The organism is Pantoea sp. Ae19-2 (assembly GCF_059801205.1).
This window is the reverse complement of sequence record NZ_JBCHWE010000004.1, coordinates 1-21,931: the sequence shown is the minus strand read 5'-3', so window position 1 is coordinate 21,931 and position 21,931 is coordinate 1. Positions and strand designations below refer to the sequence as shown.

Genomic DNA, 21,931 nt, shown 5'->3' with positions numbered 1-21,931 from the left:
CCGGTTTCAGATGCTACTCTGCGTTTTTATCTGTGCAGGAGGCTAACCGTGATTCGCTTTGCCATTGTGGGAACCAACTGGATTACGCGTCAGTTTATTGAAGCGGCACATGAAACCGGCAAGATGACGCTCTGTGCCGTCTATTCGCGCACTCTGCAGCAGGCAGAGGCATTCCGTCATGATTATCCCTGCGACCAGCTTTTTACGTCGCTGGAGGCCATGGCCGCCCATCCTGAAATCGATGCCGTGTATATCGCCAGCCCCAACGCCCTGCACTGTCAGCAGGCCATGCTGTTTATGTCGCAGGGTAAACACGTGATTTGCGAAAAGCCGCTGGCCTCGAATCTACAGGAAGCTGAGGCGATGATCGCCTGCGCCTTCCGGCATCAGGTCGTGCTGTTTGAAGCCTTTAAAACCGCCAGCTTACCGAACTTTATTCAACTGCAACAGGGGCTGGCAAAGACTGGCACACTGCGCAAGGTGCTGCTGAACTATTGCCAGTATTCCTCTCGTTATCCGCGTTACCTGAATGGCGAGCGGCCTAATACTTTCGATCCCCGCTGGTCCAACGGCTCCATCATGGATATCGGTTACTATTGCCTGGCGCTGGCCGTCACGCTATGGGGCGAGCCGCAGCAGGTTAACGCCTCCGCCACCCTGCTGGAAAGCGGCGTCGATGCGCACGGCACGGTGATCCTCAATTATGGTGAGTTTGATGTCACGATTGTGCACTCCAAGGTCAGTGACTCCGTGCTGGCCAGTGAAATTCAGGGTGAGGCGGGATCGCTGGTGATAAACCGCATCGCTGAGTGCCAGTCAGTGACCTTTATCCCGCGTGAAGGGGATAAACAGGCGTTAACCCAGCCGCAGCATATCAACAGCATGTTGTATGAAGCAGAGACCTTTGTGCGGCTGGTTGAACAGCGCCACGTCAGCCATCCGGCGCTGGTGGTTTCCCGTTGCGTGGCCGGATTACTCACCGAGATCCGACGTCAGACGGGCGTCGTTTTTCCGGCCGATGCATCCTGAATGTAAATATTTCAAAATATGACTGGCAATGATTGATTCCTGAGCGCCAGCCACGTAACTTACCCGCTTGCAAAGGGGAGTAACTTGTAAGCTGATTGATCGTCACTACGTTGCGCACGCATCCGGTCATCAGGCAACCCAGAATCAATTCCTGAGTTGTAAGTGAGACCTTGCCGGAAGGCGAGGTTTGCTTACACTGAATAAGCGGCTGACGTCTTCTGACTTCAGCCGTTTTTTTATTTTTCAGACAGGATACGATTATGCAAACTGTAGGTACGCCACTCCTCTGGGGCAGTTTTGCGGTTGTAGTAGTTATCATGCTGGCGATTGACCTGTTCTTACAGGGTCGTCGCGGTTCGCAAACCATGTCCTTTAAACAGGCTGCGGTCTGGTCGCTGATTTGGGTTTCCGTCTCGCTCCTGTTCAGTGCTGCATTTTGGTGGTATCTGGACGGCACCGCCGGACGCGAAGTCGCAACCAGTCAGACGCTGGCTTTCCTGACCGGCTACGTGCTGGAAAAATCCCTCGCGGTCGATAACGTTTTCGTCTGGCTGATGCTGTTCAGCTACTTCTCTGTTCCTGCCAACCTGCAACGTCGTGTGCTGATCTACGGTGTACTGGGCGCTATCGTGCTGCGTACCATCATGATCTTCGCGGGTAGCTGGCTGGTCACGCAGTTTAGCTGGATCCTGTATATCTTCGGTGCCTTCCTGCTGTTTACCGGTATCAAAATGGCGATGGCGAAAGAGGATGATGCGGCGGTGGGCGACAAACCGGTGGTGCGCTGGTTGCGTAAACACCTGCGCATGACCGACACGCTGGAAGGGGAGAAATTCTTTACCCGTAAAAACGGCGTACTGTTTGCGACACCGCTGCTGCTGGTGCTGATCATGGTCGAATTAAGTGATGTGATCTTTGCCGTCGACAGTATCCCGGCCATCTTTGCCGTCACCACCGATCCCTTTATCGTTCTGACCTCAAACCTGTTTGCGATTCTGGGCCTGCGCGCCATGTACTTCCTGCTGTCTAACGTCGCGGAACGCTTCTCAATGCTGAAATACGGCCTGGCTGTCGTGTTGGTGTTTATCGGTATCAAGATGCTGATTGTCGATATTTACCATATCCCGGTGGCGATATCGCTGGGCGTCGTGGGCGCGATTCTTGCCTCAACCCTGATGATCAACGCCTGGGTGAATCACAAGAACGACAAGAAGAAGCTGACTAAGCCTTAACGACAGGGTAAGGAAACACAGTGAAAAAGGGCGGCAGCCATGCCGCCCTTGCGTTTACAGCGTCACGCCGCTTTTAAAAATAGCCAGCTCACGGAAATCATTCTTTTCATTGTTGGTTAATTGCCCGTTGGCAATCGCCACGATGGTGTCAACAAAGTCGGCTAACAGCGCGTCCATGCTCATGCCTTCGACCAGCCTTCCGGCGTTGAAATCAATCCAGTGCGGTTTCTTTTCGGCCAGCGGCGTGTTGGTGGCCAGCTTGACCGTAGGGACAAATCCGCCGTACGGCGTGCCGCGCCCGGTGCTGAACAGCACCATATGGCAGCCCGCACCGGCCAGCGCACTGGTCGCCACCGCATCGTTCCCCGGCGCGCTGAGCAAGTTAAGGCCCGGCGTTGTCAGACGTTCACCATACTTGAGCACGTCCACCACCTGACTTTGCCCCGCCTTTTGTGTACAGCCGAGTGACTTCTCTTCCAGCGTGGTAATACCGCCTGCTTTATTACCCGGTGACGGGTTTTCATAGATGGGCTGATGATGATCGATAAAGTACTGTTTGAAGTCGTTAATCATCGACACGGTTTTGTCGAAGGTAGCCCGATCCCGGCAACGGCCCATCAGAATCCGTTCGGCCCCAAACATCTCCGGCACTTCCGTCAGTACCGTGGTACCGCCGTTGGCGATCATCTGATCGGAGAAGCGCCCCAGCAGCGGATTCGCCGTAATGCCTGAGAAGCCATCGGAACCGCCACATTCCAGACCGAACTTGAGCTCGCTGAGTTTGCCGGACGAGCGGCGATCGTGACGCATTTTTTCATAGAGTGCGTGCAGCCGTTCCAGTCCGGCTTCCACTTCATCGTCGTGCTGCTGGCACACCATAAACTCAACGCGATCGCTTTCAAACGCGCCCAGGGTTTCACGAAACACATCCACCTGGTTATTCTCGCAGCCCAGGCCGATGACCAACACCGCGCCGGCATTGGGATGGCGCACCATGTTTTGTAGCATGGTGCGGGTGTTGTCATGATCCTGGCCCAGCTGCGAACAGCCAAAGGTGTGACTAAACAGAAAAGCGCCGTCTGTACCGGCGGCATCCTGCGTCTCCTTCAGAAAGCGCTGTAAAATCTGTCGCGCAATGCCATTCACGCAGCCGACGGTGGGTAAGATCCACAGCTCGTTGCGAATGCCGACCTCACCATTGGCACGACGGTAAAGTTGTACCTCACGGTCGCCCGGCTGGGTGGCTGACGCAATCTGGTCGGGCTGATATTCATAGTGATCCAGGTCGCTAAGATTGGTGCGGGCATTGTGGGAATGAATCAGCTCTCCTGCGCCAACGACCTGAGTCGCATGCGCAATCGGCAACCCATATTTTATGATCAACTCGTCCTTGCCGATGGCGCGCAAGGCAAACTTGTGCCCCCGTCCCACGTCCTGAAGCAGCGTGACGGGCTGGGCGGCGAGTTCAATCGTGGTGTTGGCTTCCATATCATGCAACGCCACGGCAACATTGTCCTGCGGATGAATTTTTATGGCGTCTTGCATGGTTATCTCCGTTGGCTCAGCGCGTCACGCATACCGTGCGCGAGGATGCGTTGCAGGTGCTGGCTGACAGTTTCGGCCAGGCCGGGTTGCTGTGTTAAATCTTGTCCCCAGTGCTCGGCATCACTTAATACGCGACTGACCAACGCTAAAGGAGAGATCTGCTCTGCTGCCACGGCGGCCCAGCCCTCTGAGTAGCGTTCCAGCCAGTGCGGCTCATCCTGCAGAGGCCAGCTTTTATCCGCCGATTCTCCGCGATAAAACGCAATCAGGGCTGCCAGCGCAAACGTCAGGTGCTGTGGCCACTGCCCTGTTTTCGCATGCGACATCAGCAAAGGTTGTAGCAAGCGCGTACGGAACTTGGTCATGCCGTTCAGGGCGATGGAAAGCAGTGCATGGCGAATAAACGGATTGCGGAAGCGACGCAGTACCGCATCGGCAAAAGCGTTAAGCTCATCAGCGGGCAAATCCAGCGTGGGAATAATCTCTTTGCGCAGCAGCGCATCCACGTACGCCGAGATTTGCTCATCGTCCATCGCCTCTCCTACGCTCTCCAGCCCCGCCAGATACGCAACCGGCACCATGGCCGTGTGAGCGCCGTTCAGAATCGCGACTTTTTGCGCTTTGTACGGGGCAATATCGTCAACGTGGCGGACATGCGGCGCCAGTGCGGCCAGCTTCAGTTCGTCAAACAGCGCAGCTGGCCCCTGAAGAACAAATTGATAATAAACTTCACCGGCCACCAGAAAACGGTCCTGATAGCCCAGTTGGGTTTCAAGCGTGGCGCTCTCGGACGGGAAGCCGGTTACAATGCGATCCACCAGCGTGTTATAGAATGCGCAACGCGTATCAACCCAGCGTTGAAATTCCCTGGGCAGTTGCCAGAGATCGGCATAGCGCAGCACATGTTCACGCAGCATATCGCCATTGTGATCGACCAGCTCACAGGGCACGATGAGCCAGCCTTTCTCTTTATCACCGTCGAAATGCTGGTAACGCGCCCACAGCAGTTGCGTCAGCTTGCCCGGAAAGCTGGATGCAGGCCGATCGTCCAAGCGATCCGTTTCGGTAAACGCGATGCCGGCTTCGGTGGTATTGGAGAAAACGAACCGCATAGCAGGCTGACGTGCCAGCGCCATAAAATCGTCAAACTGCTGGTAAGGCTGAATCTCACGGTTAAGGCTGCGGATCAGGCGGCTTTCGCTCACCTGTTCGCCTTGCGCGTTCAGCCCGCGGATCAGCGTGGTATACAGACCGTCCTGCTGATTCAGATTGTCGCTGACGTCGCGATTACGCGGCCTGACCACCACCACACCGGCGTCTGTGCCCTGATGTTCATTGAGCCAGTCAAGTTGCCAGTCGATAAAGGCACGCAGAAAGTTACCTTCACCGAACTGAATCACGCGATCGTGGTAGACCGCGCCGGGAAAGTCGTGGCGGTTTAGCCGCTTCATGGTCAGGCTCCCAGCTCAATGCCAAAATAGTCACGGGCATTGTTGAAGCAAATGTTTTGTACCATCTGGCCCAACAGCGCTTCATCTGCAGGCGCTTCGCCCTGTTCGACCCAGCGGCCAATCATCTGGCACAGCAGACGACGGAAATATTCATGACGGGTATAAGAAAGGAAGCTGCGGCTGTCGGTTAACATCCCGACGAAGCGGCTCAGCAGGCCAATTTGCGCCAGCTGCGTCATCTGGCGCTGCATGCCATCCAGTTGATCGTTAAACCACCAGGCGGAACCAAACTGCATTTTCCCGGCCTGGCCTTCGCCCTGGAAATTTCCGGCCATGGTCGCCAGCACTTCATTATCCCGCGGATTCAGACAATAGAGGACGGTTTTAGGCAAGGCGTTATTGAGGTTTTGCGCACCGAGTAAGCGGGCCAGCGGCTCGGCGACGGGCTGATCGTTGATGGAGTCAAAGCCCACATCTGCGCCCAGAAGTTGGAACTGGCGTTGGTTGGTATTGCGCAGCGCGCCAATATGGTACTGCTGCACCCATCCACGACGAGCATATTCCCCCCCGAGCCATACCAGCACCGCCGTTTTAAACTGGGCGATAGCCTGGGCATCCGGCTTAGCGCCTCCGCGACGATGCGCCAGAATGCTGTCCAGCGTGGTTTCATCCGCATCGGCATAACATACGACGTCCAGCGCATGGTCGGAAATCTTGCAGCCGTGTGCCGCAAAGTGATCCAGACGTTTGCTCAGCGCCTGACGTAAATCATCAAAGCGCTGCACGCTGATATCGGTCAGGCTTTCCAGTTTTTCAATCCACGGCAGGAAGGTGTCGGCTTCGATATTAAAGGCTTTATCCGGACGCCAGCTTGGCAACACCTTCACCTTGAAGCTGTTGTCTTCAGCCAGTACGCGGTGATGCGTCAGATCGTCCAGCGGATCGTCGGTGGTCCCGACCATCTTAACGTTCATCTGCTGCATGATGCCGCGCGCGGTGAAATCGTCCTGCGCCAGTAAATCATTGCAACGCTGCCAGATCTCATCAGCCGTTTTTTCGGACAGCAGCACGCCGGTAATGCCGAAGGGACGGCGCAGCTCCAGATGCGTCCAGTGGTAAAGCGGATTGCCAATGGTTTGCGGCACGGTGCGCGCCCAGGCATTGAATTTATCCCGATCGCTGGCGTCGCCGGTGCACAGCGCCTCTGCCACACCGTTAGCCCGCATCGCCCGCCACTTATAGTGATCGCCTTTCAGCCAGATATCGTAAAGGTTGGCAAAACGATAGTTTTCAGCAATCTGCTGCGGCGGTAAATGGCAGTGATAATCGTAGACAGGCTGGTCTTTGGCGTAGTCGTGATAGAGACGACGGGCGAACTCAGTGTCCAGCAAAAAATCCTCGGTCATGAAACGCGACATAAAAAGCTTCCTTATGGGATGATCCCTGAATGGCTCAAAGTTATCATACCAATTTTGGCTGACTGCAGGTTTTTTTACGACTCAGGTCACATTTAAGCAAGATGATCACATCCCATATGGACCTTATTGTCGCCCGCAGCGCGCTAACTGGCTGTGTTCTCGTCTGTTTGCAGTATCCCACAAGCTATTGCGGGTTTTTGTGATGGCTTTCAACTTTTAAAGTTGTATAACAAGTTAGGCTCTCGCTTTACCGCAAGGTAACAACTTTCTTACACAAGGCAAGGCAGATAACGGTCGCTGGTGCAGGGCCGGCGGGCGTGAGCAGAGCTGTATCACGAGATGTCCCGCTCCAGATAACAACAGCGGTAAGACCGCGCAAACAACTGGAAGAGGTACAGAATGCGTAAGATCAAAGGATTACGCTGGTATATGATTGGCCTGGTTACCCTGGGTACGGTACTCGGCTATCTGACGCGTAACACGATTGCCGTGGCAGCCCCGACGCTACAAACCGAACTGCATATCACCACCCAGCAATACTCCTATATTGTGGCGGCATACTCTGCCTGCTACACCGTCATGCAGCCTGTCGCAGGTTACGTTCTTGACTTACTGGGCACCAAAGTGGGCTACGCGGTGTTTGCTGTGCTGTGGGCGATCTTCTGCGCCGCGACGGCGCTGGCGGGAAGCTGGGGCGGTCTGGCCCTGGCGCGCGGCGCAGTGGGTGCCGCAGAAGCCGCGATGATCCCTGCCGGGCTAAAAGCCAGTAGCGAATGGTTTCCGGCGAAAGAACGCTCGGTAGCGGTGGGCTATTTCAACGTCGGCTCCTCAATCGGCGCGATGCTGGCACCTCCCCTGGTGGTCTGGGCGATTGTTGCGCACAGCTGGCAGATGGCCTTTATTATCGCGGGCGTACTGAGCATGATTTGGGCGCTATGCTGGCTGGTGTTTTATAAGCATCCCAAGCAGCAGAAAAAGCTGAGTGACGAAGAGCGCCACTACATTATTTCGGGTCAGGAGCTGCAGCATCAAACCGGCAACACCACCAAAATGTCGGCCCTGCAGATCCTGCGCAATCGCCAGTTCTGGGGCATCGCCCTGCCACGCTTTCTGGCTGAACCGGCATGGGGAACGTTCAACGCCTGGATTCCGCTGTTTATGTTTAAAGTTTACGGCTTTAATCTTAAAGAGATCGCGCTGTTCGCCTGGATGCCCATGCTGTTTGCCGACTTTGGTTGTATCCTGGGCGGTTACTTGCCCCCGCTGTTTCAGCGCTGGTTTGGGGTCAACCTGATTGTGTCACGTAAGATGGTGGTCACCATGGGCGCGATCTTAATGATCGGCCCGGGCACCATTGGTTTATTTACCAGCCCTTATATTGCTATCGCGCTGCTGTGCGTCGGCGGCTTTGCCCACCAGGCGCTGTCTGGTGCGTTGATTACCCTGTCTTCCGATGTGTTTGGTCGTAACGAAGTTGCCACGGCGAACGGCCTGACCGGGATGGCGGCCTGGACAGCCAGCACCCTGTTTGCGCTGGTCGTCGGTGCGTTGGCCGATACATTAGGCTTTAGCCCACTGTTTGCCGCCCTGGCCGTGTTCGACTTGCTCGGTGCCGTGGTGATCTGGACAGTGTTAAAAAACAAACCCATTTCTGAACTGCAGACCGCCCCTTCCCCTTCTCAGGCTGCGCCGATACGTAGCTGATCCTGAGGGCTGGCCCGTGCCAGCCCTTTTCTTCTCTTGCCGCAAAGTGGTATAACAACTTATCTGCTCGTTACTTTGGATTGCCTCATGGACCTCACTGAATCTCGTCGACTTTATCAACAGCTGGCCAGCGAGTTAAAACGCCGCATTGAAAACGGGGTTTACCAGGTGGGAGAGAAACTGCCCGCAGAGCGCCTGATCGCTGAAGAAATGGAAGTCAGCCGCACGGTGGTGCGCGAAGCCATCATCATGCTGGAGGTTGAAGGCTACGTTGAGGTGCGTAAAGGCTCGGGCATTCACGTGATTTCCAGCCAGCAGCAAAACCGGGTCACCGAAAGCAGCAGCCAGCTAGAGTTTGCCGCCTTTGGCCCGTTTGAACTGTTGCAGGCGCGCCAGCTTATTGAAAGTAACGTTGCCGAGTTCGCGGCAACCCAGGTGACACGTCAGGATATTGTCGATTTAATGGCGATTCAGGAGAAAGCGCGACAGGAGGACCATTTCAGGGACTCTGAATGGGATATGAGGTTTCACGTTCGTATTGCTCAGTCGACGCAAAACAGCGCCCTGGCCGCGATTGTCGAGAAGATGTGGCTGCACCGTTTACACAACCCTTACTGGCTTAAGCTGCATGAGCATATCGATCAGCGCAGTATCGTAAGCTGGTGCGACGATCACGATCAGATTCTTAAAGCATTAATCCGCAAAGATCCCGCCGCCAGTAAGCTGGCAATGTGGCAACATCTCGAAAATACTAAGCAGATGTTATTTAACGCCACCGCCGACGATTTTGAGTTCAATGTTGACCGCTACATGTTCAGTGAAAATCCAGTTGTCCTTCCGGATGCAGATACGATTCAGCGTTAATTTGACTGAAAAACAGTCAGTTAATCTGCAATAGTGTCAGGACATGTAAAACTCCTTTTTACATCGAGATACAGAGGGTAAAACTCCTGTTCGTTTAGGAGTAGTTCTGTCTCCGAAGCTTGATTTTTGTTACAGTTATCATCCTTTTCTTACCTTTTGCGATAAGGGCTTATCAAATCGCTGATTTAACAATCAGTTCTGGAAGGATCCAGAAACGCTTGCTCAGACTACGCTCTCAGAATCGATAAAAAATGTCAGTCTGCGCTGAGGTCCCTGTGGGACATGTTCAACGATGATGTTCGGGAATGATTGATGGAAATTTTGCAAGCGCTGCTGCATGCCTTGTGGCAACAGGATTATGAAACGCTTTCCGATCCAACACTGGTGTGGGCAATTTACGGCGTCTTATTCATGATCCTTTTTCTGGAAAACGGCTTATTGCCTGCCGCTTTCCTGCCCGGTGACAGCCTGCTGATTCTGGTGGGCGTGCTGATTGCCAAAGGAACCATGAGTTTTCCGCTGACCATTCTGGTCCTCACCACCGGCGCCAGCCTGGGTTGCTGGGTGAGCTATATTCAGGGCCGCTGGCTGGGGAACACGCCGACGGTGCAAAACTGGCTATCACACCTTCCTGCCCGCTATCATCAGCGTGCACATAATCTGTTTCACCGTCACGGCTTATCGGCACTGCTCATTGGCCGTTTCATTGCTTTCGTGCGTACGCTGCTGCCTACAATTGCGGGCCTTTCCGGTTTAAGCAACGCTCGTTTCCAGTTTTTTAACTGGATGAGTGGCTTTCTGTGGGTCGTCATCCTCACGGTTCTGGGCTTTGCCTTAGGCAAAACGCCGATCTTCCGCCGCTACGAAGATGAACTGATGTTTTTCCTGATGATGCTGCCGCTGGTGTTGCTGGTGATTGGGCTGGTGGGCTCGCTGATTGTGCTGTGGCGTAAACGCCGCGCGAACCAGCGTGGTGAGGGCTCATGAAACCTTTACACGCTTTTCCTAAACGCTGGCTTCCCTGGTTAATTGGCGGAGCATTTGCGCTGGTAGCGATCAGCATGATGCCCAGCCTGATGCGCCATGAAAACGTGGTGCAGATTCGCGTTTCGCACGCGGGTGCGCCGATGCCCGATGGCTTCTATCTCTATCAGCAGCTGAGCGCCCAGGGTATTCGAATCAAAAGCATCACGCCCTCAGGGGATGCGTTGATTATTCATTTTGACAACGAAGAGCAAAGCCTCGCCGCGCAGAAAGTTCTGCGTCGATTGCTGCCGGACGGGTTTATCGTCGCGCAACACGACCAGGCGGCTCACCTTTCACTTGCTTAATTCGTCGCCCTTCTTAAACGCTTAGCGCACTTTCAGGCTGTGCTAAGCGTTTCTCTGTATATCGGTGATCTTTGGACTTTTTCCACCTGATGTCTATGCTTAAACTAAGGCGGGTTATCAGCGCACTGCGGAGGGTTCTTGCAGTGCGCTGAATTAAGTCAGGCAACAATGGAAGGTACAAAGCCGAATGAAACATACGTTACTACTGGGAATCACGCTGTTTTCTCTTTCAGGCTCCCTGATGGCGGCACAGTCGCTGTGTCAGCAAAAAGAGCAGGACATTCAGCGTGAAATCGAGATGGCTCAGAAGCACAACAATCAGCGCCGTGTGAACGGTCTGGAGCGCGCCCTTACCGAGGTGCGCGCGGGATGTACTGATAAAAAGCTTAAAGCCTCGCATCTGGAAAAAATCAACGCTCAGAAAGAGAAAGTGGCTGAGCGTGAGCGCGAACTCAAGGAAGAGCGCGACGAAGGTCATGACAAGGACAAGATTGCAAAACGCGAACGCAAGCTGGAAGAAGCACGCCAGGAGCTTAAGAAGTTACAGGCGGAGCCCTATTAATCGGATTCAATCTACTGATGTTAAAGGAGTATTTTATGTCTAAAGACACATCATCGGAATATTTGCGTGCTGAATTGAAAAACCTGGCGGATACGCTGGAAGAAGTCCTGAGCAGCGGGACTGAAAAGTCTAAAGGTGAACTGGATAAGCTCCGTCACAAAGCGCGCGTTGCGCTGGACAGCTCTCGTGAGCGTTTAGGTGAATCGGGTGAGCGCCTGGCGGCGACTACGCGCGAAGCGGCGCAGAAAGCAGATGGTTATGTGCGTGATAATCCATGGCATGGCGTGGGTATCGGTGCCGCCATCGGCGTTGCCATCGGTATGCTGATCTCGCGTCGTTAATCATGACGGATTCACAGCAGAACCACGGACCGGCCAAAGGGGTCATCAATATTGGTCAGCGTATCGTCACCACGCTGGTTGGTATGGTCGAAACACGCGTTCGTCTTGCAGTGGTAGAGCTGGAAGAAGAGAAGGCCAATATCATCCAGATGCTGTTGATGCTTGGCCTGACCATGCTCTTCACGGCTTTTGGCCTGATGAGCCTGATGGTGCTGATTATCTGGGCAGTTGATGCGCAGTACCGTTTAATGGCTATTGCCATCACCACTGGCGTGCTGTTCTTGCTGGCGTTGATCTTTGGGCTATGGACACTGCGTAAATCACGTCAGTCAACCCTGCTGCGCCACACGCGCAAGGAACTGGCGAACGATCGTGATCTGCTTGAGGATAACCGGTAATGAGCCGCCGCGAGCGTGAAGCGCGTATCGATGAACTGCTAAAACAGGTTCAGCAGCAGCGTCTGGACATGAGTGCCGCGCGGCGTAGCTGGCTGGAGATCACCGCGCCCTACGATCGTGGCTGGTTTACGTTTTTGAGTCTGAAACGCTATCTGGCCATTGGCAGTAGTGCATTAGCTATCTATTCCATTCGCAGTCCTAATCGCCTGCTACGCTGGGCGAAACGGGGCTTTGGCCTGTGGAGTACCTGGCGCATGGTTAAATCAGCCCTTCCCCCGCGTTGAATCCCCCAAAGCCAGTCCAGTGCGACTGGCTTTTTCTTTTTTCAGTTTTACTGAATAACATCGACAGTTTATATCGCTTACAACTGTCACTTCTCGCGACTATCATCTCCAGCTATCAGCCCGGCCAATTGCAACCATGCAGTTAACGGGAATATTCACCGCGGGCATCGCTGCCTTGCAAACTTTTAGCGTTGGAGTAGATGATGAAAAAATTCGAAGACAGTGGTTTGTTAGCCGCCCGTATCCTGATGACTATCCTGTTTATTACTGCAGGCTGGGGCAAAATCACCGGTTACGCTGGCACTCAGCACTATATGGAAGCCATGGGCGTGCCCGGCTTCATGCTGCCGCTGGTTATTCTGCTGGAATTTGGCGGCGGCCTGGCCATCATGTTTGGCTTCCTGACCCGTTTTACCGCGCTGTTTACCGCTGGCTTTACGATTCTGACCGCGTTTCTGTTTCACAGTAACTTCGCCGAGGGCGTGAACCAGCTGATGTTCATGAAGAACCTGTCTATCGCTGGCGGTTTCCTGGTGTTAGGTCTGGTAGGTCCGGGTGCGTACAGTATCGATCGCCTGATCAGCAAAAAACCTCAGGGTGCTCTGGCGCGCTAACTGACGCCTGACTACACCGCTTTTCTGACGCACCGGTTGCTTTCTCCCGGTGCGTTTTGCTTTTATGATCAAAATCCTTTGCCGGGCGGTTTGAAGCGATCATGCCCTCCCATCCCGCAGAGTCCCGGCCCACCCGGTGCTTAAGGTAAGCCTAATCTAGTCATGGAAATATAGCGTTCCGTCCCTCTTCTTTTTGGCAACGCTATGAAAGTATCTTATGGTCAGTGGCTTCCCCATCACGATGCACCCTTTTTTCGACGGCTTCATCTTTTGGTCGCCGTGCTGATCCTTTCGCAGATCATCAATTCCAATTTCACCGCACGTGAAGCGCTCGGCGAGCACAGCCTGGAGACGCTGATAACCTGGCTACATATTCTCTCAGGACTGTTGCTGATCGCTGCGGGCGTTATCATGCTCATCTGGATGCTGGTTCAGCGAGGTTTTCGCTGGTACTTCGCCTGGCTCACGCTGGATTTTCGGGGTATTCGAAACGATGTCGTACAGCTGACCGGCCTGAAACTCCCACAGGCACATGGCGGTGGCATAGCCGCGACGGTGCAGGGCCTGGGGGTTATCGCGTTGATCGCCGTCGCCTGTTCTGGTGGGCTATGGTTTTTATTTAACAGTACGTCGCTCGCCACGCCTGATTTGACGCGTAGGGTATTGCACTGGCATAAATTCCTGACCACCTTTGTAGAGATTTATTTTTACAGCCATGGCGCGATGGGCGTGCTTCATATCCTGCTATCCCGCTATGAAAAATAGCACAGGGCACGCATGCAGGCTGTCGCCCTCCTGATTAAACGAATCGCTTATCACTGGAAGACCCGATGCTACATAGTGAATCGCATAAAATTGAACACGCCGGATGGCTACGGGCTGCCGTATTGGGCGCGAATGATGGCATCGTTTCGACCGCCAGCCTGCTGGCCGGCGTCGTTTCTGCCAGCAGCAGTCATCACAATGTTTTGCTCGCCGGGCTGGCAGGTATTGTTGGAGGCGCAATGTCGATGGCGACGGGAGAATACGTCTCGGTGTCCTCGCAGTCAGATACTGAAAAAGCTTCTCTGCGGCAGGAGAAAGCTGAACTCGAGGCCGATTTTGCGGCTGAAACGGTGGAGCTGTCAGCCATATACAGGGCGCGTGGCCTGTCGCCCGAGCTGGCTCGTCAGGTCGCAGAACAGTTGATGGCCCATGATGCCTTAGCCGCTCATGCCAGAGATGAGCTGGGCATCACCGATTTCAGCAGTGCCAAACCCCTTCAGGCCGCTCTGTTTTCTGCGGTCAGTTTTGCCTCAGGCAGTATTTTACCCTTCGCCGTTGCCATGCTGATCACCGGCCCCTTCGCCTTGCCCGCCATTGCGGTCTCGGCGCTCCTGGCATTGACGCTTCTGGGCGCAACGGCGGCCAAAGCCGGTGATGCGCCGGTCAGGAAAAGCGTCACGCGCATTTGCTTCTGGAGCCTGCTGGCGATGACGCTGTCTGCATCAGTCGGCTATCTTTCAGGTATGGCGCTTGGCTGACGCGCTTACTGGGTAAGGATGCATCTGCCGCCCTCAGCGCGCCAGATGCTGCCCGACAATCAGCCCGAGCTGGCCTGCCAGCGTCGTGCCCGTGACAGATTCGCCGCCCGCAGACTGCCCCTGCAGAATTTCAAGTTGTCCCTGCCCACAGCCAATAACCAGCGGTGTAACTGAAACAACTTCACCCGGCTGGCTGGCTTTACGCGCATCAATAACGCGGGTTTGCCAGACGGTGAATCGCTGTGAGTCTGCCAATGTAAAAGCGCCGGGCCAGGGAAACGCCAGCGCCCGAACAAGGTTATGGATATCGCGGGCGGGCGCCTGCCAGTGAATTTGGCCATCTTCCGGCTTACGGCTGCCAAAACAGCTTGCTGCACGCTCGTCCTGAGGGGTTTCGGTAAGCTCGCCCGCCACCAGCGCATCAAGCCAGGTCGGTAGCATTTGCGCCGTGGTCGCAACCAGTCGGGTATGCAGTGCCAGGGCATTGTCCTGTGGATGAATTTCAACGGCCTTCTGCGCCAGAATCGGGCCGGCATCAGGACGTTTAATCATGCGGTGCAGGGTCACACCGGTTTGCGTCTCGCCTTTAATAATTACCCAATTGAGATGGGCACGGCCCCGATAAGCCGGCAGCAAGGCGGCATGCACGTTATAGGCCCCTTTTTTAACAGAGGACAGGATGGCTTCGCTGAGAACCTGACGGTAAGAGAAGCAGAACAGATAATCTGCCTCAAGGCTGGCTATGCGCGCTTGCCATTCGGCTGTATTGACATCCTCGGTGATAAAAACCGGGATGTTGTGGCGCTCAGCCATGCGGGCGACGGAGCCGTAAAACTGCGCGCCGGACGCGGGATCTGCATGGGTAAACAGGGCACTAACCGTGAATCCGGCATCCATTAACGCCTTCAGGCCGGTACAGGCCATTTCGTGATAACCAAAGAGTACCGCTTTCATTCCGCTTTCCTTCATCTTTTTTTCGCCTGATCCTGCGGGACGGGCGTGATGGACGGCTTGTCCGTTACAGGCCGTAGACAGCCCCATGATAAGGCATTCTTAGCCCGATTACGCCTCTGGCCCGTTCGCCGTATAGCGCGCATTTATGCGGGTGGGCAAAATGTTTGGCAACGCACGTGGTGCGCTGTCGAAGTTATCCATAACCGCCTATGGTTAAAGTCGGAAATATTCTTTTTATCGTTTGTACGGGAGACAAGATGGGTCAGCTAATTGATGGTGTCTGGCATGACACCTGGTATGACACGAAATCAACCGGTGGGCGCTTTAAGCGCTCGGAATCCGCATGGCGTAACTGGGTTACGCCCGACGGTAGCGCAGGACTGAGCGGCAAAGCCGGATTTACGGCAGAACGCGATCGCTATCACCTCTACGTGTCGCTTGCCTGCCCGTGGGCGCACCGCACCCTGCTGATGCGTCAGCTTAAAGGTCTGGACAGCATGATTGATGTCTCGGTGGTGCATCCGCTGATGCTGGAAAACGGCTGGACGTTTGATGACAGTTTTCCGGATGCAACTGGCGATAAACTGCACCAAAATGAATTTCTTTATCAGCTCTATCTCCATGCAGATGCCGACTACAGCGGGCGTGTGACCGTGCCCGTGTTATGGGACAAACAGCAGAACACCATTGTTAGCAATGAGTCTGCCGATATTATTCGCATGTTTAACAGCGCGTTCGATGCAGTCGGGGCGCGGGCGGGGGATTACTATCCGGCTGACCTGCGAGAGAAGATTGATGCGCTCAATGGCTGGATTTACGACACCATTAACAACGGCGTGTACAAAGCCGGTTTTGCCACCTCTCAGTCCGCTTACGATGAAGCCGTAACCGCCCTGTTCTACTCACTGTCGCGGGTAGAGCAGATCTTGGGTCAGCATCGCTATCTGGCTGGCGACAGGTTAACCGAGGCCGATTTACGCTTATGGACCACGCTGGTGCGCTTTGATCCGGTTTACGTCACCCATTTTAAATGCGATCGCCACCGTATCAGCGACTATCTGAACCTGAGCGGTTTCCTGCGCGACATTTACCAGATGCCGGGTATCGCCCACACAGTAAACCTGCCTCACATTCGTCACCACTACTACTGCAGTCATAAAACCATCAACCCGCACGGGGTGATCTCTGTCGGACCGGCCTTTGACTGGGATGCGCCGCATGGTCGCGGTTAACAATAGAACACCGCGTTGAATTGGATGTGAAAAGACCTGACGTGCGCTGGCTAACAGCATACGTCAGGTCAAACAGGGCTGAATGACGGTCAGAAAAACTTATAAGCGATATTTAAAATGGTGAGTAAGCCAATCGCGCTGACAAAAACGTTGTCAGCCCGGCCTTTGTATTTTGCCAGTGCAGGGACTTTGCTGATGGCATACATGGGTAACAGGCAGAGCAGCGAGGCGATAATCGGCGCGCCCATCGCCTCAATCAGGTCGAGAATATTGGGGTTAAGGTAAGCTACCAGCCAGGTCGAGCCCATAATAAAGACCATGCTCAGCGTATTCAGCTTACGGCTGGACACAGCGTCTTTATCGCCCTTATAGCGAAATTTGATAATCAATCCGTTTAACCCTTCCAGCGTGCCCAGATAGTGCCCAAAGAAGGATTTGAAAATAGCGACCAGAGCAATCACCGAGGCGCTGTATTCCAGTACCGTAGAGAAGGTGGACTTCTCACCCGACAGGGCGGAAAAGTGATTCGCCAGGTAGGAGAGCACGGGAATATTTTGTGCCTTGGCATCCGCCATATCCTGCGGGGATAGCGTAAACAGACAGCTAAAGGCAAAGAACATCACTACCGCCACCATCAGTATGCTGGCGCAGGAGATGATCTGGCTGCACTTGTTTTCGGTATAGGTCCGGCCCATTTCCGGCTCGTATTCTTCCCGCTTTGACACCACAAAAGAAGAAACAATCGGCGAAAAATTGAATGAGAACACCATAATAGAAATACCTAACCACACGGTAACCAGAATGCCATCGTGCCCGGTCAGGGCGATGTCGCTCAGGTTGACCTGGTCGATTACAGCGGAATTCCAGTAGGGGATTAACGACAGTGAAATCAGCACCAGGCTGGCGATAAACGGAAACACCAGCCAGCTCATCACCTTTACCATCAGGTCTTTACCAAACCAGATCACAAAAGCCATCAACAGCAGCAGCAACAGCGCCACCACACCGCGATTGAGAGCCGGCAGCAGTAGCTGATATTGCCAGAACGCCATGAAGGTATTGGTGATGGTGACGCCATAAATCCAGAGCAGCGGGCAAATCGCGAAAAAGTAGAGAAAAGTAATGACCACCCCGCCCGTTTTTCCGAAATGCTCTTCTACCGTTTCGGTAATATTGCCCGATACGTTACTGCCTGACAGACACAGTCGGGCCAGCGCCCGATGGCAGTAAAACGCGATGGGCCAGGCCAGCACCAGCATGATCAAGATAGGGATCAGCCCACCGTAACCGGCCCGAATGGGAAAGAAAAGCACGCCGGCGCCAATGGCCGTGCCAAACAGTCCGAGTGTCCATGTGGTATCGGACTTACGCCAGGTTGAGGTTTTTTCCTGGTTGAGAATATTTTCAGAATTACTCATAACTTATCCTTTATGCGTCAGCAAAACCCGTAATCTGGGAAACCCGGGACAAATCAATATTGCCGCCTGAGATAATGCACACCGTTTTCCGCCCCTGAATGTAGTGGTCGACTTTGCCGCTCAGTAACGCGGCGCATGCCAGCGCGCCGGCACCTTCTGTGACCACTTTGTTTCGCTGAATCAATGCAATCATACTTTTACGAATGTCGTCTTCACTCACTAACACCATCTCATCGACCAATTCTCTCACAATCGCGAAGGTGAGATCGCCCGGACGGGCGACATCGCAGCCGTCCGCAAGGGTGCCGGTAAGACGATGGCGCGTAATGGTATCAGCAAAAAAGGAGGCTGCCATACCGTGAACGTTTTCAGACTGCACGCCGATGACGGTAATCGTGGGATTAATGGACTTGATCGCCGTGGCAATCCCGGCAATGAGCCCGCCGCCGCCTACGGGAACGATGACGTTATCGACATCAAAGAGATCCTCAAGAATTTCCAGACCGATGGTGCCCTGTCCGGCAATGATTTTCACATCATCATAAGGCGGGATAAATATGCGGCCTTCGCTGGCCACAATGTCTTCCACTTTGGTTAGCGTGTCATTAAAGTTTTCACCATAAATGACCACCTCCGCGGAGTAATCGCGCGTCGCCGCTTCTTTGGATTTTGGCGCACCCGCAGGCATGACCACTTTGCCGTTAATATGCAGCATGGCGCACGACAGTGAAACGCCCTGCGCATGGTTACCCGCTGAGCAGGCGACAACGCCCTGACGTTTTTCTTTCTCCGTCAATGAGCTCATTTTATTGAATGCACCACGAATCTTAAAAGAACCCGTTCGCTGCATATTTTCAAATTTAAGGAATATTTCTCCGTCGCAGCGCTCGCTGAGATAGTTTGAACGTGGCATGCCGGTTTTATAAACTTTCCCTGTGAGTCTCTCTCTGGCAGCATAAATTTCATCAAGGCTAACGGGAAGGTTTTTATGGATATTCATATCGACTCCTTTTTCAGGCAGGGTTTATTCAGCAAAATTCCCCGAAGAGAAATGCGATCGTATAAAAGCTGAAAAAAAGTAATGAACTTACCGTTTTCGCTTCGCAGCATGCTGTAACAGCATGAGCTTACGCAGTTGATTTAAAAAGAAACGGGCAGCGAGAGGATAGGAAAAGGATGGCGATAAAACAGCGTATTGTGTGGAAGAAACTGTATTACTGACGGAAGGGATAAAACGTATTCTTGCAGAAGAGAGGGGGTTAAAGCGATTCGTTAATAGGGGGCGAACAGTGCGCTGATACAGTGTTAGCCGGGGCGTTCGTCGTTGCGTATACCTGTGCATGATGTCATTCCTTTACGTCGCCTTTATCCGCTACGAATCTTAATCATCATAAAAAAATGGGATTGTGCTGTTTCTCACACTTCACTCTTTTCTTATGAGAACCAATGCTTTTATTTATACTGACTTTGTGCAGATCAATAAAATATCTTTTTTTCACTTAAGAATATTTCGCCGAAAAAAGCAGAGCGATGAAACAGCCGTTAACAGAACAAGGATAAGGGAAGACAATCATGCTATTTAAGACGGGCTTAGCCGGGAAAGGGGGAAGGTCATTATTATCCCTGAAACGCTGAAGATAACGCATCCAATAAAATTTCAATGCGCGACGTTTGCCGATGAGTCGCGTTAAAAGATTAACGCCCATCTGTTCAATGGGCGTTATTTAAAAATTATTTCGTTTCGCACGCGACGGGCCAGGGCTTCGCAGGGGAGTTGAACGGATGGTACTGGTAGCACCAGGTTTCCGACACCACCTTGTCTTGTGCTTTCAAATAGAGCTTAAGCTCTACCGGATCGCCTTCGCCGGCGACCAAATCAAACTGCGCCAGCCAGTTGCCTGAATCGTCCGGCAATTTAGACACGAGCACGTTCTCAAAAGTACCACGCGAGGCAGAAAGCACGGCTTCGGGGGAAACGCCTGACGGCAGATGATTAAGCACATCGCCACGGAACTCGACGGCAAACTTACGGCTGTCGTGCGGACGATCGGAACCCGGCACACCGCCCCGGCCCAGTCGTGTTGCACCGCAACGCGCCAGAGGAGAAGGATAAGGCTCATCGGCCAGCCAGTGCAAACGATAATGGAAATGATGCTGATCGCCCGCTTTTGCTGGCGCATCCGGTACCCACATGGCGACGATATTGTCGTAGATTTCATCGTCAGTCGGGATTTCCATCAGTTGAACTGAGCCTTTGCCCCATTCCCCTCGCGGTTCCACCCACAGATCGGGACGTTTCTCGTAGTGCGCAGCGTCCAGATAGCTGTCGAAATCCCGATCTTTCTGCAGTAAACCAAAGCCGCGCGGGTTCTCATCATGAAAACTGGACGTGACCACGCGTAATGGGTTGTTCAACGGCCGCCAGATATGTTCGCCGCTGCCGGTCCACATCGCCAGACCATCGGAGTCATGCACTTCCGGGCGCCAGTCTGTCGCCGCCCCTTTAACCGTTTTTGAGAACCAGTACATGGAGGTCAGAGGCGCGATACCGAAACGCTGAATGTCCTTACGCAGGAAAAGCGTACATTCGACATCCTGTATAACCCCTTTGCCGCGCTGCAGGATAAATTTGTAGGCGCCCGTGATACTCGGCCCATTGAGTAGCGCATAGACCGTGAGATGTTTGCTGTCGTCTTTCGGCGCTTCAAACCAGAAATCCGTAAAGTCAGGGAACTCTTCATCGACACCCGGCTGAACGGTATTCAGCGCAATACCACGCGCGGATAAACCAAACTGCCCCAGCTCGCCGATGGCGCGGAAATAAGACGCGCCCATAAAGGATATCCAGTCATTTTGTGGATTGGTTTTTAGCGTGTCCTGGCTGGCCAGCACTCTGAAACCTGAGAATACGTTACCTTTCAGCGCCGGCAACGTAACGTTTTTATCCGTCGTGGTGAAGTAGTCAATATTTTGAATAATTTCACGCGCGGCGTTATTTTCCACGACGTGCATTTTCACCGGCATACGGTGTAAACCGTTTACCATGAAAAAGGTAACAGGAAACCGTCCGGCATTTTTAAACAGCGCATAGTCCGGCTTGTAGACGGTTTTCATGTAGGCGTCATATGTTATGTTGGATAACAATGACGGGTCGAATGAGGAGGGTTTTTCATAGGGTTTGGCTGCCAGGGCTTTGGCCTGGGCAATCAAGGTTTCAAAGTTAAATGCTTCGCTGTTACCTAACTTGAGAACGCCTGCTGCGATAGCGCCGGGAGAAATGCCTAATGCAGATAAGGCAGCAAACGCCCCGGAATAAGTCAGTAAAGTCCTTCTTGTAACCATGATCCACCTGTTTTTTTAATCTTCATTCAATGAATTCGCGCCCAATGGGGCAAAACGTAAAATAATGACGTGTGGCAAGCTGCCTTCAACTATAGACGAGAGAAACCGTTGCCTCCCAAACAGATGGCAAGCCATCATCTGACACATCGGATGAGCCTATAGTGCATTGGAAAGAAAATGGATGGGATTTGCCTGAGAAACAAAGCCTCTGGCAACACGGCCCATTTTTCTTGCCAGATCAGGAGAGTGAATCGCGTTTCCTCTCAGGGTCGCCAGCGCGGAAGCGCCCTGACCGGCTAACGCCACATTGTTTTACGACGGTATCGGGAAACGCCCTTCATCGCGCTGGTCAGCCCGCGTCAGCAAGGAGCCGTGGCCTGCTTGCCGATATCCCCCGCGTCTGGTGGCGGCAGCGACGCCTGCTTTGCCGCGCCATAAAGCAAAAACCCCGCTTGCGCGGGGTTTGCATTAAGAAGTCGAAACTGACCGATAAGCCGGGTTCTGTCGTGGACAGTCATTCATCTAGGCCAGCAATCGCTCACTGGCTCAAGCAGCCTACCCGGGTTCAGTACGGGCCGTACCATGTGAACCCCTATTTGGCCTTGCTCCGGGTGGAGTTTACCGTGCCACGGACTGTTACCAGCCGCGCGGTGCGCTCTTACCGCACCCTTTCACCCTTACCTGATCCC

21 protein-coding genes and 1 other RNA gene are annotated in these 21,931 nt (G+C 53.6%); 14 read left to right on the top strand and 8 right to left on the bottom strand.

Annotation, left to right across the window (positions count from 1 at the left end):
• Positions 1-48 precede the first annotated feature (48 nt).
• Together AAIE03_RS23290 and AAIE03_RS23285 are read left to right on the top strand one after the other, a co-directional pair.
• Positions 49-1,029, top strand: a complete 981-nt coding sequence (locus tag AAIE03_RS23290) for a Gfo/Idh/MocA family protein (protein ID WP_078829077.1) — start codon at positions 49-51, stop codon at positions 1,027-1,029.
• Between the two features lie 260 nt (positions 1,030-1,289).
• On the top strand, positions 1,290-2,261 hold the full coding sequence (locus AAIE03_RS23285) for a TerC family protein (RefSeq protein WP_013027322.1): 972 nt from the start codon (positions 1,290-1,292) through the stop codon (positions 2,259-2,261).
• 54 nt (positions 2,262-2,315) lie between these two features.
• On the opposite strand, the gene AAIE03_RS23280 is transcribed toward AAIE03_RS23285, so the two are convergent.
• The 3 genes from AAIE03_RS23280 to uxaC are packed head-to-tail and all read right to left on the bottom strand — an operon-like array spanning position 2,316 to position 6,675.
• Positions 2,316-3,806, bottom strand: coding sequence for a UxaA family hydrolase (locus AAIE03_RS23280; protein ID WP_104932955.1), 1,491 nt, complete (start codon positions 3,804-3,806; stop codon positions 2,316-2,318).
• A gap of 2 nt (positions 3,807-3,808) precedes the next feature.
• On the bottom strand, positions 3,809-5,257 hold the full coding sequence (locus AAIE03_RS23275) for a tagaturonate reductase (protein ID WP_028715837.1): 1,449 nt from the start codon (positions 5,255-5,257) through the stop codon (positions 3,809-3,811).
• Between the two features lie 2 nt (positions 5,258-5,259).
• Positions 5,260-6,675, bottom strand: coding sequence for a glucuronate isomerase (gene uxaC / locus AAIE03_RS23270; RefSeq protein ID WP_022622429.1), 1,416 nt, complete (start codon positions 6,673-6,675; stop codon positions 5,260-5,262).
• Positions 6,676-7,074: 399 nt separating this feature from the next.
• Here uxaC and AAIE03_RS23265 point away from each other — a divergent pair, with 399 nt between their 5' ends.
• From AAIE03_RS23265 to AAIE03_RS23215, 11 genes are all read left to right on the top strand, one after another.
• The gene (locus AAIE03_RS23265; RefSeq protein WP_013027326.1) at positions 7,075-8,379 is read left to right on the top strand and encodes an MFS transporter; all 1,305 of its coding nucleotides are present in this window, start codon (positions 7,075-7,077) and stop codon (positions 8,377-8,379) included.
• A gap of 87 nt (positions 8,380-8,466) precedes the next feature.
• On the top strand, positions 8,467-9,243 hold the full coding sequence (exuR, locus tag AAIE03_RS23260) for a transcriptional regulator ExuR (protein WP_014594687.1): 777 nt from the start codon (positions 8,467-8,469) through the stop codon (positions 9,241-9,243).
• A 312-nt stretch (positions 9,244-9,555) separates the two neighbouring features.
• Positions 9,556-10,230: a DedA family protein gene (locus AAIE03_RS23255; protein ID WP_014594688.1), complete on the top strand. Its 675-nt coding sequence runs from the start codon at positions 9,556-9,558 to the stop codon at positions 10,228-10,230.
• Entirely contained in the window at positions 10,227-10,574 is a 348-nt protein-coding gene (mzrA, locus tag AAIE03_RS23250) for an EnvZ/OmpR regulon moderator MzrA (RefSeq protein ID WP_014594689.1), read from the top strand. Before AAIE03_RS23255 ends, mzrA begins: the two co-directional genes overlap by 4 nt.
• Positions 10,575-10,761: 187 nt before the next feature.
• The gene (locus tag AAIE03_RS23245; RefSeq protein ID WP_013027330.1) at positions 10,762-11,136 is read left to right on the top strand and encodes a DUF1090 domain-containing protein; all 375 of its coding nucleotides are present in this window, start codon (positions 10,762-10,764) and stop codon (positions 11,134-11,136) included.
• Between the two features lie 35 nt (positions 11,137-11,171).
• Positions 11,172-11,477 (top strand): ElaB/YgaM/YqjD family protein, encoded by a 306-nt coding sequence (locus AAIE03_RS23240; RefSeq protein ID WP_014604934.1) that lies wholly within the window; start codon positions 11,172-11,174, stop codon positions 11,475-11,477.
• Positions 11,478-11,479: 2 nt separating this feature from the next.
• Positions 11,480-11,875, top strand: a complete 396-nt coding sequence (locus AAIE03_RS23235; RefSeq protein ID WP_013027332.1) for a phage holin family protein — start codon at positions 11,480-11,482, stop codon at positions 11,873-11,875.
• The gene (locus AAIE03_RS23230; RefSeq protein ID WP_014604933.1) at positions 11,875-12,159 is read left to right on the top strand and encodes a YqjK-like family protein; all 285 of its coding nucleotides are present in this window, start codon (positions 11,875-11,877) and stop codon (positions 12,157-12,159) included. Before AAIE03_RS23235 ends, AAIE03_RS23230 begins: the two co-directional genes overlap by 1 nt.
• A 203-nt stretch (positions 12,160-12,362) precedes the next feature.
• Positions 12,363-12,773, top strand: a complete 411-nt coding sequence (locus AAIE03_RS23225; protein ID WP_024471122.1) for a DoxX family protein — start codon at positions 12,363-12,365, stop codon at positions 12,771-12,773.
• A gap of 204 nt (positions 12,774-12,977) precedes the next feature.
• Positions 12,978-13,538, top strand: a complete 561-nt coding sequence (locus tag AAIE03_RS23220; RefSeq protein WP_014604932.1) for a cytochrome b/b6 domain-containing protein — start codon at positions 12,978-12,980, stop codon at positions 13,536-13,538.
• Positions 13,539-13,603: 65 nt separating this feature from the next.
• On the top strand, positions 13,604-14,296 hold the full coding sequence (locus AAIE03_RS23215; protein WP_013027336.1) for a VIT1/CCC1 transporter family protein: 693 nt from the start codon (positions 13,604-13,606) through the stop codon (positions 14,294-14,296).
• Positions 14,297-14,329: 33 nt separating this feature from the next.
• Here the strand turns inward: AAIE03_RS23215 and AAIE03_RS23210 are convergent, their stop codons facing one another.
• Positions 14,330-15,250, bottom strand: coding sequence for a formyltransferase family protein (locus AAIE03_RS23210; RefSeq protein WP_072139072.1), 921 nt, complete (start codon positions 15,248-15,250; stop codon positions 14,330-14,332).
• Positions 15,251-15,507: 257 nt separating this feature from the next.
• On the opposite strand from AAIE03_RS23210, the gene AAIE03_RS23205 reads away from it, so the two are divergent.
• Positions 15,508-16,482, top strand: coding sequence for a glutathione S-transferase family protein (locus tag AAIE03_RS23205; RefSeq protein WP_498563248.1), 975 nt, complete (start codon positions 15,508-15,510; stop codon positions 16,480-16,482).
• 89 nt (positions 16,483-16,571) lie between these two features.
• Here the strand turns inward: AAIE03_RS23205 and tdcC are convergent, their stop codons facing one another.
• The 4 genes from tdcC to rnpB form a co-directional block, all read right to left on the bottom strand.
• Positions 16,572-17,900: a threonine/serine transporter TdcC gene (tdcC, locus tag AAIE03_RS23200; RefSeq protein WP_072139069.1), complete on the bottom strand. Its 1,329-nt coding sequence runs from the start codon at positions 17,898-17,900 to the stop codon at positions 16,572-16,574.
• Positions 17,901-17,910: 10 nt separating this feature from the next.
• A complete protein-coding gene (tdcB, locus tag AAIE03_RS23195) occupies positions 17,911-18,900 on the bottom strand; it encodes a bifunctional threonine ammonia-lyase/L-serine ammonia-lyase TdcB (protein ID WP_072139070.1) in 990 nt (329 codons plus the stop codon).
• Between the two features lie 731 nt (positions 18,901-19,631).
• The gene (locus AAIE03_RS23190; protein ID WP_022622425.1) at positions 19,632-21,242 is read right to left on the bottom strand and encodes an OpgD/OpgG family glucan biosynthesis protein; all 1,611 of its coding nucleotides are present in this window, start codon (positions 21,240-21,242) and stop codon (positions 19,632-19,634) included.
• A 474-nt stretch (positions 21,243-21,716) separates the two neighbouring features.
• Positions 21,717-21,931, bottom strand: an RNA gene (gene rnpB / locus AAIE03_RS23185) — RNase P RNA component class A; the annotation flags it as partial.

Bases quoted from the DNA above. Each gene is read 5' to 3' on its own strand.
- AAIE03_RS23240 (WP_014604934.1), top strand. From the start codon at position 11,172: ATGTCTAAAGACACATCATCGGAATATTTGCGTGCTGAATTGAAAAAC.
- AAIE03_RS23235 (WP_013027332.1), top strand. From the start codon at position 11,480: ATGACGGATTCACAGCAGAACCACGGACCGGCCAAAGGGGTCATCAAT.
- AAIE03_RS23285 (WP_013027322.1), top strand. From the start codon at position 1,290: ATGCAAACTGTAGGTACGCCACTCCTCTGGGGCAGTTTTGCGGTTGTA.
- exuR (WP_014594687.1), top strand. From the start codon at position 8,467: ATGGACCTCACTGAATCTCGTCGACTTTATCAACAGCTGGCCAGCGAG.
- AAIE03_RS23265 (WP_013027326.1), top strand. From the start codon at position 7,075: ATGCGTAAGATCAAAGGATTACGCTGGTATATGATTGGCCTGGTTACC.
- AAIE03_RS23225 (WP_024471122.1), top strand. From the start codon at position 12,363: ATGAAAAAATTCGAAGACAGTGGTTTGTTAGCCGCCCGTATCCTGATG.
- AAIE03_RS23220 (WP_014604932.1), top strand. From the start codon at position 12,978: ATGAAAGTATCTTATGGTCAGTGGCTTCCCCATCACGATGCACCCTTT.
- AAIE03_RS23210 (WP_072139072.1), bottom strand. From the start codon at position 15,250: ATGAAAGCGGTACTCTTTGGTTATCACGAAATGGCCTGTACCGGCCTG.
- uxaC (WP_022622429.1), bottom strand. From the start codon at position 6,675: ATGTCGCGTTTCATGACCGAGGATTTTTTGCTGGACACTGAGTTCGCC.
- AAIE03_RS23275 (WP_028715837.1), bottom strand. From the start codon at position 5,257: ATGAAGCGGCTAAACCGCCACGACTTTCCCGGCGCGGTCTACCACGAT.
- AAIE03_RS23205 (WP_498563248.1), top strand. From the start codon at position 15,508: ATGGGTCAGCTAATTGATGGTGTCTGGCATGACACCTGGTATGACACG.
- AAIE03_RS23255 (WP_014594688.1), top strand. From the start codon at position 9,556: ATGGAAATTTTGCAAGCGCTGCTGCATGCCTTGTGGCAACAGGATTAT.
- AAIE03_RS23230 (WP_014604933.1), top strand. From the start codon at position 11,875: ATGAGCCGCCGCGAGCGTGAAGCGCGTATCGATGAACTGCTAAAACAG.
- AAIE03_RS23280 (WP_104932955.1), bottom strand. From the start codon at position 3,806: ATGCAAGACGCCATAAAAATTCATCCGCAGGACAATGTTGCCGTGGCG.
- tdcB (WP_072139070.1), bottom strand. From the start codon at position 18,900: ATGAATATCCATAAAAACCTTCCCGTTAGCCTTGATGAAATTTATGCT.
- mzrA (WP_014594689.1), top strand. From the start codon at position 10,227: ATGAAACCTTTACACGCTTTTCCTAAACGCTGGCTTCCCTGGTTAATT.
- AAIE03_RS23245 (WP_013027330.1), top strand. From the start codon at position 10,762: ATGAAACATACGTTACTACTGGGAATCACGCTGTTTTCTCTTTCAGGC.
- AAIE03_RS23190 (WP_022622425.1), bottom strand. From the start codon at position 21,242: ATGGTTACAAGAAGGACTTTACTGACTTATTCCGGGGCGTTTGCTGCC.
- AAIE03_RS23215 (WP_013027336.1), top strand. From the start codon at position 13,604: ATGCTACATAGTGAATCGCATAAAATTGAACACGCCGGATGGCTACGG.
- tdcC (WP_072139069.1), bottom strand. From the start codon at position 17,900: ATGAGTAATTCTGAAAATATTCTCAACCAGGAAAAAACCTCAACCTGG.